12 protein-coding genes and 1 other annotated feature are annotated in these 12,275 nt (G+C 38.0%); of the genes, 3 read left to right on the top strand and 9 right to left on the bottom strand.

The features are described from left to right. Nucleotides 1-68: 68 nt before the first annotated feature. From H541_RS0106545 to H541_RS0106530, 4 genes are all read right to left on the bottom strand, one after another. Entirely contained in the window at nucleotides 69-899 is an 831-nt protein-coding gene (locus tag H541_RS0106545; protein WP_022796527.1) for an energy-coupling factor transporter transmembrane component T family protein, read from the bottom strand. After that, nucleotides 896-2,722 carry an ABC transporter ATP-binding protein gene (locus H541_RS0106540; protein ID WP_022796526.1) on the bottom strand — a complete coding sequence of 609 codons (1,827 nt, stop codon included), beginning with the start codon at nucleotides 2,720-2,722 and terminating at the stop codon, nucleotides 896-898. Before H541_RS0106540 ends, H541_RS0106545 begins: the two co-directional genes overlap by 4 nt. A gap of 4 nt (nucleotides 2,723-2,726) precedes the next feature. Continuing rightward, nucleotides 2,727-3,578: a DUF8171 family membrane protein gene (locus tag H541_RS0106535; RefSeq protein ID WP_022796525.1), complete on the bottom strand. Its 852-nt coding sequence runs from the start codon at nucleotides 3,576-3,578 to the stop codon at nucleotides 2,727-2,729. Nucleotides 3,579-3,877: 299 nt separating this feature from the next. Then, entirely contained in the window at nucleotides 3,878-4,975 is a 1,098-nt protein-coding gene (locus H541_RS0106530) for a polysaccharide pyruvyl transferase family protein (protein WP_022796524.1), read from the bottom strand. A 357-nt stretch (nucleotides 4,976-5,332) separates the two neighbouring features. Here H541_RS0106530 and H541_RS0106525 point away from each other — a divergent pair, with 357 nt between their 5' ends. Further along, on the top strand, nucleotides 5,333-6,361 hold the full coding sequence (locus tag H541_RS0106525) for a threonine aldolase family protein (protein ID WP_022796523.1): 1,029 nt from the start codon (nucleotides 5,333-5,335) through the stop codon (nucleotides 6,359-6,361). Nucleotides 6,362-6,431: 70 nt separating this feature from the next. Here H541_RS0106525 and H541_RS12790 read toward each other — a convergent pair whose 3' ends face one another. The 5 genes from H541_RS12790 to H541_RS0106500 all read right to left on the bottom strand — a co-directional run bounded on the left by H541_RS12790 (nucleotide 6,432) and on the right by H541_RS0106500 (nucleotide 11,011). Then, a complete protein-coding gene (locus H541_RS12790; protein ID WP_022796522.1) occupies nucleotides 6,432-7,085 on the bottom strand; it encodes a DUF2238 domain-containing protein in 654 nt (217 codons plus the stop codon). Between the two features lie 105 nt (nucleotides 7,086-7,190). Beyond that, nucleotides 7,191-8,042, bottom strand: coding sequence for an amino acid kinase family protein (locus tag H541_RS0106515; protein WP_033420829.1), 852 nt, complete (start codon nucleotides 8,040-8,042; stop codon nucleotides 7,191-7,193). Nucleotides 8,043-8,044: 2 nt separating this feature from the next. Further along, nucleotides 8,045-9,118: a homoserine dehydrogenase gene (locus H541_RS11815; RefSeq protein WP_022796520.1), complete on the bottom strand. Its 1,074-nt coding sequence runs from the start codon at nucleotides 9,116-9,118 to the stop codon at nucleotides 8,045-8,047. Beyond that, on the bottom strand, nucleotides 9,115-10,029 hold the full coding sequence (locus tag H541_RS0106505; protein WP_022796519.1) for a homoserine O-succinyltransferase: 915 nt from the start codon (nucleotides 10,027-10,029) through the stop codon (nucleotides 9,115-9,117). Before H541_RS0106505 ends, H541_RS11815 begins: the two co-directional genes overlap by 4 nt. A 64-nt stretch (nucleotides 10,030-10,093) precedes the next feature. Further along, nucleotides 10,094-10,359 (bottom strand) — a binding site (T-box leader). 91 nt (nucleotides 10,360-10,450) lie between these two features. Further along, nucleotides 10,451-11,011: a hypothetical protein gene (locus H541_RS0106500; protein ID WP_022796518.1), complete on the bottom strand. Its 561-nt coding sequence runs from the start codon at nucleotides 11,009-11,011 to the stop codon at nucleotides 10,451-10,453. Nucleotides 11,012-11,286: 275 nt separating this feature from the next. On the opposite strand from H541_RS0106500, the gene H541_RS0106495 reads away from it, so the two are divergent. Together H541_RS0106495 and H541_RS11810 are read left to right on the top strand one after the other, a co-directional pair. Next, complete coding sequence (locus tag H541_RS0106495) at nucleotides 11,287-11,883, top strand: RBBP9/YdeN family alpha/beta hydrolase (protein WP_022796517.1); 597 nt, start codon at nucleotides 11,287-11,289, stop codon at nucleotides 11,881-11,883. A gap of 157 nt (nucleotides 11,884-12,040) precedes the next feature. After that, a partial coding sequence (locus tag H541_RS11810; protein ID WP_022796516.1) for a helix-turn-helix domain-containing protein occupies nucleotides 12,041-12,275 on the top strand: 235 nt, incomplete at its 3' end.

Raw genomic sequence — 12,275 nt, 5'->3', positions numbered from 1 at the left:
TTTTCACAGCTTGTCGTTACATTTTAAGTATACTAAAGGCATTCAGACCATAGCTATGCTGGCAATAGTTATAGAGTAATATACAAACTAGTGATTGCAGTGGCCATTACAAAGAAAAATGAGGCAAGGCTAAATATCAGATCATTAGTTTTGAATTCTAAGTGTGCCAGTTTTATTTGTCGAACTTTGGGATTTTTCATTGATCGACGGTAGCCTTTAAGTTCCAAAGACTCAATTAATGTCCGTGATCGCTTGGCAGTGTTCAAAATTAAAGGGTAAAATGAAATCATGATCACAGTAACTTGATTCACCATTATTTTTATATTATTAATCAGTCCACCGCCGACCGGGCTTACACCTCTTAGTTTGTATGACAAAAGAATGTGTTGGTATTCTTCAAGCATGATTGGCAAGATTCTGTAAGCGAAAGCAATCGAGAACGTGAGTTGATCTGGGAACTTAAAATAGAGTAAACCACTGGCTAATTGATCAGGGTCCAGTCCAGAAAAAACAGTCACTGATGCCAATGATACTATTGAAACCTTTAGTGTTAAAACTAATAACGCAGGAATGAGTGTCCCATTGCCACCAAAAAAAAGAGCAACAATCAATAAGTAACCCGTTTGAGAAAATACACCCACAAAGAATACCACTAATACCAAAGGAGCTATCCTCGCAAGATAAGTCGTCAAGCTTACCAATAAAAACCAAGCAAATAGAATAACAACGTTGTTCACAAACCATGGAAAAAGCCCGAAAAAAAGGTACCAGATCAACAAAGTTCGAGGATCTAATGTAGCAATAGGAGTATTTTGATTGCCGTATGCATTTTGGATCACCTGATCTCTTAAGAAATCTATATTAAGTTTAGAGCCAATTGATTCTCCTAAACGACTCATATGATAGTGCCCCCTTTTATGGATCCTACAAATTGATCAATCGTATAACTGTTAAGATTTGGATGAATGATTTTACCCAATTTAAAAATATCTGGAGCTTTTATTCCAACCAAATCAGCTACCATATTGTCATTAAAAATCTGGTTTTTGGAACCATCGGCAATCATTTTGCCATCATGCAATACAATTATTCGTTCTGCCCACTCACTCATCAACTGTAGATCATGAGTCGCAATCACAACTGTCTTATCGCCACTTGCCAGATCATTTAATGTCTTTAAAATTTGGTGTCTCGTCGCAATATCTAAACTTGCTGTTGGTTCATCTAATAACACTAGCTCTGGTTCCAATGCCATGCCAATTGCTAGAGAAGCCCTCCTCATCTGTCCTCCCGATAATAACCTACCATCAGAAGATTCGATTTCCGATAGAGAAAATTGATTGATCAAAGCGGTAGCTCTTTCTTGATAATCCTGATGATTTCTCTCTTTCATCGCATACTCGATATCTGAACGGATTGAATCTCTAATAAACATTTCCTCAGGGTTTTGATAAATATAAGTAATCTTTTCTGTCACTTCAGAAAAGGGTACTGCCGAGACATCCTTTCCCTCTAGATAGACCAGACCATGAAGTGGCTTTGTCAAGCCCATCATTATTTTCAAGAGTGACGTTTTTCCAGCTCCGTTAGAGCCAACTAATGCAATACGTTCTCCATGGTAAATATCGCAAGACAAATCATTGAATAATAACTTTTCTTCTCGCTTTTTTGCTTTTTTTGCATATGAGAAGGATATATGATCTAAACGAATAAGCGGCTTTTCTATATTTGCTTTGCCTCTAATTTCTTTGCCTTTTTTTATTTCTTCTTTTATAGTTACTGATTTTCTTATTTTTGTTATATTTTTTCCTTTTTCTGTTTCTTCTACTATTTCATTTTTTGTATTATTTCCAGAAACACCTGAATGATTACCAATTAAACCTTGGGTGATGAGCATCTCGATATAGCCACGGGCTTCATCATACGAAATAGGAAACTGGTCTGTCGTTTTTTTGCCAATTTGCTTTTCAAGTCGCTGTGCTACGATAGTGACACTTGGCGGATAAACATGCTCAGCAATAAGATCTTCCACTAGGTTTAGGGCCTCTTTCGTTCGTTTGTGCCACTTTATGCGTCCCTCTTTGACGAGAATAACTTCCTCACAATACTCTGCAATAAAATCAGTATGATGTTCGATTACGATGATTGTCTTCCCTAACTTTTCATTTAAGTATTTCAAAGTACGGTAGATTTCTTTTGCCTTTAACGGATCTAATTGAGCAATGGGTTCATCGAGTATCAAGACATCAGGATTAAGAGATAACGCACCCGCCAAAGCCAGCAAATGCTTTTGCCCACCAGAAAGCTCCCATATAAAATCTTTGAGCTTGTGAGATAACCCTACTTGTTTGATGGCAGTCTCGCCTCTCTGTAAGTAATCCATTCGCCCATAATTCAAACAGGCAAAGGAGGCATCATCTAAGACCGTTGGACGAACTATTTGGTTTTCAAAATCTTGATAGACATAACCGACTAATTGAGCTATTTCGCTAATATCAGCCTCAGTGACAAGAGTTCCATCAACCTTAACTTCTCCAGAATAATCTCCTTCATAGAAATGTGGAATCAACCCGTTGATAGCTTTACATAGCGTAGATTTACCACACCCATTGTTGCCCACCACTGCTACAAACGAACCTTTTTTAATATCCAGATTAATCTGATTCAGTGTTGTCTTTTGGCTTCCAGGATATGTAAACGACAAATTGCGGATAGTAATCATAGTATCACTCCGAAGGTGCTATTTTTTTTGAACGCCGTTTAACGATCACTATGACAGCAATTATAAGAAGGACAACAGCTGTCATAATTGATAACAACATTGCCGGTGACGACTCTGCCCAACTCGCCTCCCAATCTATCAGTTCGAAACCAGTTTCGGATAAAAACTCCGCTGCAATGGCTGCTAAAAAGGCAATAAACATATAAAATAGAGTTTTGCCACTAATCGCATTCCCAGAGTTAATAAATGAGGACTTGTCTCTAGGACGAATGCCCATTAAAGGCTCAATTTTGCCGTATAATTTGGGAACAAGGTACAATGTCGGTAAAATGCAAAACAAAATCCCTGAAAATAGGAAATCATTGAGTAACGAAAATCCTTCCGTAAAATAGACACTCTCTGGTAACCCAGCTACTGCTTCAAAATCCTCAACAGCTAGTTGAACTTTTAGAACATCTACAATAAAACCAAGACCAAGTTGTACAAAGACACCTAACGCCGCTGCAACACCAACCCTCTTTTTATCCGTCGGGTTAGTGACAAGACGTCCTGCAACCAAAATACCAATCGTGACAGTTATAAACTTTTCGGCTTCCCCCAACCCGCCAAATTGGCCCAGCATGATTTCGCTGAAAACTAATTCCCCAGTAGCAGCCCCAAGTGCCACAGATAATGGATCAAGCAACATGGCTAACGTCAAAGGAATAAAGAAAAAATACTCAATAGAAAACTCGACAATCCCAACTTGAATAGAAGGAATAAGTTCAGTAAACATGGTTGCAATCCCATATAGTGACATCGACAAAACAAAGATCATCAGTTTCTGCGCATCGTTTTTTTGTTGCTGCCTTCCCATAATAGACATCCTCTTTTCTGTTATTCAGTGTTATAATTTGAAACTGTCTAAAGCTTAGCAAACAAATATAGATTTCTTGTGTAGATATTGTAAAATGTAAGTTAATTTACACTTTACTATTTTTTGTAATTAATTTTACATTTTATTAGTTCATTATCGACTTTATCACTATTAATTAATCGCTCAATGATCTAGTTAGTCCTACTATTTATTAACAGCAAATTTGGGTAAAAAAAGCAGCAGTGACAACAAAATGTCACCGCTGCTTTTTAATTCTCTTATGGCTCGAAGCTAAACGCTCATTGAACATCCTTGTTTTTAATCAAGTCAACTAAATCATCGAATGTATGTGTGAGGTCATAGTCATCTTTTTCTTTAACTTCACTCAATCTCTTTAAAATTGCTAATATTTTGTTGGGATCTGTTTCTTTTGTGTGATCAACGTAATTCAATTCTCTCAACCAATTATAGTAAGAGAAACTAGCCTTGCCGTAGCTATTATCAAATACCAATACTGGTGTCTTAGTAATAACGGCAAAAATCATTCCGTGTAAGCGGTCAGTCACAACCACTTCACTACTCTTAATTTCTTTTAATTTGTCATGGATCAAATCGCGTCTTTCCACTAGGTTAACCGTTCTCTTCCCAGTTTCTTCTTCACCATCGTCCGCATATTCTGGCATGGTCGTGTCTGTTTGATCTACATCAGTACCCGCTTTTTCAATCCGTTTAGAGAGTTCATCAATCAACTGATCATCTGTAATCTTTTCAGAATCTTCGCGCAGAATAAACAAGACACCTTCTCGATCAACATCTGGTAATTCTGGATTGAGCGATAAAACGATATCTGTTGTAAATAATACTTTTGCTTTAAAGTATTGTTGGAATTTCGCCAAGGATTTAGACTCTCTGGCAACAATCGTCAAATTAGGGTTCTTGTTGTAGGCCTCTTGACTCAATTTCAATTCTTTTTGCCCTTCTGGGGTATCCAAGAAGTTGACGGATTGAGGGAAAGAAATTGTCTTATTATGAACAAAGGTGCTAAATACTTTCCTTCTCGCACGTTCATGGTTTAAGTAGACACTTCCAATATTACCTCCACCACTATAACCGATAATATCATCATCACGTAACAGTGGCAGTAATTCTTCAATGGCCTTATCTGTTTGCGGTTCCGTTATTTCGATATATTGAAATTCTGGAAGGTACTTTTCAAAAAAACGCTTTTCAGCATGTGCTATGGCTAAGTCGCCTAGATTATTATAAGTAGGAACGCCGAACATAAAGAATCTTTGGTGATCATCTGGCAACTGCTTTAAGAATTCTGCGAGGCTAATAGCATCGTTTGAATAGTCTACATTTAGTTTTTCAAACTCACTTGCATTACTTTTTGTCATATAGTTCCATCCTTTTTTAGATTTTTTAACACATCTTAATTATACCATCACTTACATTGAACTAATAACGATACACTTTTGCTCACGATGAACCAGGACTTAGCCTATTGACTATTCTTATCCCCTAAACACTAATAAGACTCAGTTTATCGAGAAGAAAACTCAGCCCTTTTGTATAAAAACCCTTCCAACTGCTAGCCAAATTCATTGACACTATTTTATAGTAATTGAAACCGCTATAATCAATATTTGTGGTAGCTAATCTACCAGACTATGCTATTATGAGTGTAACTTATTTCGTTATAACTTTTAGGCACTCAATAACTTTTAGACACTCAATAAGGAGTTGACTATCATTTGCTATATTTTGGAAATGACTATCTACAAGGTGCACATCCGAATGTTTTAGATGCCATCGTCAAAACAAATACCGAAAATCTTCCTGGTTATGGGACAGACCACTACTGCGATTCAGCTGAGGTCAAAATTTTATCCGCTTGTGGTGTTCCAGATGGAGAGGTTCACTTTATCACTGGTGGAACTCAAACAAACCAAATCATCATCGCCTCACTATTGAAAATCTATCAAGCTGTCATTAGCGCCGATAGTGGACATATAGCAACTCATGAGGCAGGAGCCATCGAATACAGTGGTCATAAAGTTCTAACATTGCTTGGCCAAGATGGTAAATTAAAACCAGCTGATGTTGCTGATTACTTGAAACGCTTCTATCAAGATGACAATAGAAGCCACATGACACGACCTGGAATGGTCTATATCTCTCATCCTACCGAATATGGGACCCTTTATACAAAAGAAGAGTTGACTGAATTATCGACAATTTGCAAATCCTACGACATTCCATTATTCATGGATGGTGCACGCTTAGGGTATGCATTGGCTTGTCCAGAATCTGACCTCTCTTTAACAGATATAGCAAATCTTGTTGATGTCTTTTATGTTGGTGGAACAAAGGTTGGGGCACTTTGTGGAGAAGCTGTTGTTTTTCCAAGTAAACAAACCGTTCCTCCCCATTTTGAAACAATCATCAAACAACATGGTGCCTTATTAGCAAAAGGCCGTCTATTAGGAATCCAGTTCGATACTTTGTTTACTGACAGCTTATACTTATCTATCAGCCAACACACTATTGAAATGGCACAACTTCTGAAGAATGGTCTACAAGCCAAAAATTACCAATTCTTTATCGATTCGCCTACCAACCAACAGTTTATCATTGTTGACAATGATTTCTTAGAAACACTGAAAGAACATGTGAGTTACACCATCTGGGAACCATATGACGATCAACACACGGTCATTCGTCTAGTCACCAGTTGGTATACTAAAAAAGAAGAAGTCATCGAACTATTGACCTATTTTTAATCAACAGAACAAAAAAACTTTTGCCAATATTGGCAAAAGTTTTTTTGTTACCAGTTACCTATCTTACCAGTTACCTATCTTGAGCTTTACCCTTTTTTTCTATCTTAGCGGGTACAGGTTGATGATGTTGAGGGTTTAGATGCTTAACATGATTGCTTTGTGTGACGAAGAGAACAACTGCTGCAATCCCCGCTCCAGCTAGATTACAGATGAAATCCTTCATGGTATCAAATAATGCTGCTTGACCTACCAAACCTTGATATCGTTGCATGTTTAAATCAAACAAATGGTCACCAGTAAATTCATAGATTTCCCAAAAAACACCTAAAGTCGTTGCAAAACAAACTGCAAATGCGACTCGGCTCAACACCGGCCACGTTTTGTCCGTCAATTTATACCCAATATCGGCGATGACATAGCCACTAAAGAGATGTAAAACCGAATCGAAATAGATAAAGCGAGAATACAGTGAAAATCCATTACCACCACCGATAGATAACACGATAAAGATGTGTATCAAGAAAGTAGTAGTTGTTCCCAACTTACCTACCAAGAGATCTGAGAAGTGAATTAATATCACTATAATCAAAACACCAGCGCCGAGTTGAATGAGATGAAAAGCATCCTTTTCAATTGTACCTGACAGTAATGTCCTTACAAAACTCAGTAATAATATCAGTGACATAGCTCCCAAAGATAACCACTCAAAATTTTTGATTTTCATTTTCTTCTAATCCTTTTCTGGTGCTCAGACCTACCACATGCATTGAAACTACCTTAGTTGTAGCATAACCAACCCCTAAAGTCGACTATTCCTATTTTGACCCTGTTATCCCGCACAGAAAAAGCGTCGTTTCAAACAAGCTTCTTTTTGTTTAGCGCTCCCAATCACTGTCCCACGCCCTCTGGTGTCAACACTACAGACTCTGATTGGTATTTGCTTTAATCGTGCAAAATCAACAGCTTCTTTATGGATGACCCTATTCCCCTTTGATACTAATTGATAGTAAGCATCATAGCTCAGAAAATCATAGTACACTTTTTCTGATTTGATCTCATCATTGTAGATTCCCTCAGTATCTTTCCAGTTTTCATACAGTGCAGCTTCTAGTGCATAAGCAATGACCGCAGCAGTAATATCTGAACCACCACGAGAAAATAGGTGGATTTCTCCTTTATAATTGCCATAAAAACCTGGTATTAGACAATTTTGATAGCTTTTGCGAGCTTTGAGAATGGCAGCCACACTACGTTTGACATCGATTTGCTTATCATTAGCAAAGTAGATTAACTCTCTTGAATCCACAAATGTCATCCCAAAATACTCTGATAAAATCTCTGCACTTAAATACTCTCCAGTTGCTAAACAGGTATCGTAATCTCCATAATGCATCCTCAGACTGGCTTCCTCAAAGATCTTTGTATAGTCTCTCTCACATCCGAGTATCGCTATGACATCTTCATGGTAGGCTATCACTTCAGAAATCAACTGATCCTTTCGAGACCTATTTTCTTCCTGATAGATTTCAATCAAAAAATCCGTCAGTTTTTTGCCGAATTTATTCCCGCCAAAAGCAGAAACCACTACCATTTTATGGTCATCGTCTAAAATACTAGCTTTAATTCGTTTGATATGCTCAATATTTTGTAAAGAAGACGACCCAAACTTTGCGACGATCATCATTATTCCACCACCGATGCATAAAATTGACTTTGGTCTAATTCCACTTGGCTAGCCGGTTTTATAACCATTTCCTCTTCAGTGACAATGAAGTATTCCCCAGTTGGGATATTACTGATCTTATCGATGACTGTAGGTTCCACAATGGCATCATAATACTGTCCTCTTGTAATCAAATAGATATCAGAGACAATAGCACTAGCTGTTGGCAGAGAGCCTGCACCTAGGCCAATCAACGTTACTGTATCATTATAAGTCGACTGAAAAGAAATGCTATTTGTCTCGTTTTCAACATGGAAAAAAGGATGGGATGCTTTTACCAAGACTGGTTCACATCTAAGATTCATTTGATTACCGACATATTTTGCCACTGCTGCATGTTTTAGGTGATAGCCCTTTGATGTTACCTTCTCAATGATTGCTGGAGTGACCCCATTAATTCCTCTAGTTTGGATATCATCGTAGCTAATGGGTTGCTTAAAAGCAATCGTTCCCAATATGCTTAGTTTTCGTGCTGCATCGAACCCTTCAAGATCAGCCGTTGCATCTGCTTCTGCAAAACCACTTTCTCTTGCCTCGGTCAAAGCATCTTCCAATGTCTTACCCTGTTGGGTCATTTGCGTCAAGATATAATTTGCTGTCCCGTTCACAACACCAGAAATGGCATAGACTTGATCAGTCGCACTACTTTTGATCAGGGTTTGAATGACAGGTATTCCACCACCAACACTTGCCTCATAATGAAGAGCAACATGGTTCTCTTTGGCTAGAGAGGTTAATTCAATAAAGTGCTTACTAATAATGTTTTTATTGGCTGTCACGACATGTTTGTGCGCATTCAACGCTCTTTTGATACAGTCGTAAGCAAATGTCTCACCGCCTAAAACTTCTACAATGATAGCAATCGATTCATCCTGTAAGATGTTATCAAAATTAGTTTCTAATCGATCCCCGATTTCATTTCTATATTTTTCGCGTGCAAATATTGTTTTAATAGAACAGTCTGATTCACTACCGTCAACAATCTCTACTACTCCCTTACCAACCGTTCCAAACCCTAAAACTGCAATATTCACGAAATATCCTCCTTGTATAGATCATATGGTGTATTTTGATAGACATAGTAATTGAGCCAATTGGAAAAAATTAAGGTGGCAGTAGACCGCCATAGCAGCCTTGGTAGACCAGTGTCTCCATAGTAGTCGGGCGGTTCTTTAATTTCTGATTGTTTCTTTAGATCTCTCTGATACTCTTTATCAAGGGTATCAGCATCATATTCAAGATGGCCCGTTACAAATATATGACGGTCATCTTTTGATTTGATAATAACTGGGCCGATATCTTTTGAAGATGCTAAAACTTCCAATTTTTTGTTTGCTTCTATCGCCTTAAAATCTAAATTGGCGCAACAGGAATGAGGGATATAAAACTCTGGGTCCAAGCCTCTTAATAGCCTATCTTTTGGTTGATTAGTTATATGTTTGTATAGCCCAAACCGTTTGGTTTTAAGCACTTCTTTCCCGATATCATAGTAGTAATAAAGGCCCGCTAATGCTGCCCAACAGATATGGAAAGTCGTTGTGACTTCTGTTTTGGCATAATCAAATATCTCTGTCAATTCTTTCCAATACTTGACATCTCTATAGTCTAACTTCTCTACAGGAGCTCCTGTAATAATCAGACCATCATAACGTTTTTGCTTAATTTGTTGAAAGGTTTTATAAAAGCGTTTCAAATGTTCAGGTGGCGTATGTGTTGCTTGGTAGGAATCAGTCCTTAGAAAAGTCACATGAATTTGCAGTGGTGTATTAGACAATAATCTTAAGAGTTGTGTTTCAGCCTCTAACTTTAAAGGCATCAAATTCAAGATTAAGATTTCAAGCGGTCTAATATCCTGGGTCGACGCACGATGCTCGTCCATAACAGAAACATTTTCATCCGACAAAGTTTTGTAAGCTGGCAAATTATTTGGAATAACAATAGGCATAATGACCCTTCCTTTACTTCGTATAGTTAGATAAGATGGCTAGGTGTGCAAAAAGAACCCATCCAAAAAGGATGAGTTCCACTCATGTTACCACCTTGATTTATATCGTCCTCACGACCGATACCTCATTGAGTTCGACTAAACTCAAGTGCTATAATGGGCACCCCCATCTTACCTTAATATACTTGGCTCTAAGTTTAGTAGGCACATGCACAGTCAGGCAAACTTGCTCAGTGGCCATTTTCAACCTATGGATCCTTACCTGCTTTCACCAAACGCAAGCTCTCTAATAAGGTCTATCAAGTCTACTTTCCACTTCATCGCAATTGTCTTACATTAATTGTTCGTTTATATTACCAACATAATACACTAATCACTTGTAAAGTGCCATAGCAAATTGCTATTTTATAGACCTTTTTCGTTACTTTTCACTATCTTGATGGTGTTCTTTCCAACTTTCACTGGCTTTTTTCTTAGCATCTTCCTCGACGACTTTAGCACTCTTAATCTCATCTTCAACGGCATCAAAGTCCAAACGAGTGATCTCTCCACCTAATTCGTGCATTACCAGTTGATTCAAAGGACGATTATCATCTTCATCTGCTATCAAAATCAACCCCGTCTCACCTTCGCCGATTTTCTCGATGACTTGCCCAAAAATGGATTGTGCCGTACTGATTTCCTTTGCGTCTCTCGTAGCACCGATCATTCCACCAGCAAACCAACCCAATAGCATGGCCAATGGACCACCTAACACACCAACAAGCATCCCAATTAAGCCACCAGTTGACGTATTGTTGCCACCGGTAAAATCAAGAAAATCATCAACTTTGAACATATGTGCCCCATCAGAGGTATGCGTCACAACCGCCATTTGATCCCCTTTTATCTTTCGCTCCATGTGCAATTGTCTGATCTTTGAAAAAGCTTGATAAGCCTGACTCTCTACCTCAAAATGTAATACAATCACTTTTTTTGCCATAACACAATTCCTCCTCGAATTTTTAATCTACTAAACCTAGTTCGTTACTTAATTTATGACTTACTTTATGACTTAATTTATTTCTTAATCAATTTCTTGACTGCTTACTTAGCTGATTACTTAACTAGTAACTCAGATGCTTGATAATCTTTCTGCTAGTATACCATTATAGATATGAAAGAACCATTATTGTTCCTAGCTCTTTATAAAAAATAATTTGATGATATACTAAGCCTAACTTAAATACTTGCGCTACATAAAGAAAGGAAAAACCTATGTCACAGAAAAAAGAAACACGCGTTTTTATCCTACATGGCTTCGAATCATCACCTCATCGGAATTGGTTTCCTTGGTTAAAAGAAACCACTGAACTTGAAACACCAACAACTGTCCAAATCGTACCATTTCCTAACCCCAACTACCCTGTCCTCTCCGACTGGAAAAAGACTTTAGGCGAGATGGTTCACTCCATAGATGAGCGCACTATTTTTGTGGCTCATAGCCTTGGCTGTGTTACTCTGCTTCATTACTTAAGCGCCCAACAAAACTTACCAAACTTTGCTGCCTTATACTTGGTATCCGGATTCGACCAACCCGTCAAAAACTTACCAGAATTAGACAAGTTTATTTCTGATGGTGGTCCCATTGATTTCGCTAAAATCAAAGCTGCTACACCTACTAGGGTCGTTGTGACATCCGTAAACGATCAGATTGTGCCAACAGATCTGACAGTCGCCATGGCTCATCATTTAGATGCTAAGCTCTACCAACGTCATTCTGGCGGACACTTTATGACAGAAGAAGGTTATGAGACTTTCCCATTGTTGTATGACATCCTATCCCAACAATTAGATCACACGACGACAGACTAACTGATAGTCACTGGTTGGCTTGGCCCATTGAAATTGGCTCTAAATTTTGGTACCGTAACTTGTAAGGTTACAATACATGTGTTACATGAAAATAAAAAAATAGAGGAAGCTTCTGCTATACTGTAATTACCACACCACAGAAAGGAAAGCTTCCCCTATGAAGAATATTATAACAGAAGAAATGCGATACAGAAAGAAAGTCGTTGATTATGCGGTTAAACATGATAATAATGCCAAGGCTGCACGCAAATATCACACAAATCGGATGCAAGTCAAACGTTGGAGAGACAACTATGATGGGACATGGGATAGTTTAAGAAATAAGAGTACAAAGCCCCACTCACATCCCAATCAACACACTGAAGAAGAGTTAAATATCATGAAAAAGACCT

The organism is Bavariicoccus seileri WCC 4188, assembly GCF_000421665.1.
Classification (GTDB): Bacteria; Bacillota; Bacilli; order Lactobacillales; family Aerococcaceae; genus Bavariicoccus; species Bavariicoccus seileri.
Note: the sequence above shows the minus strand (reverse complement) of the source record. Positions and strands in the feature narration are given on the sequence as shown.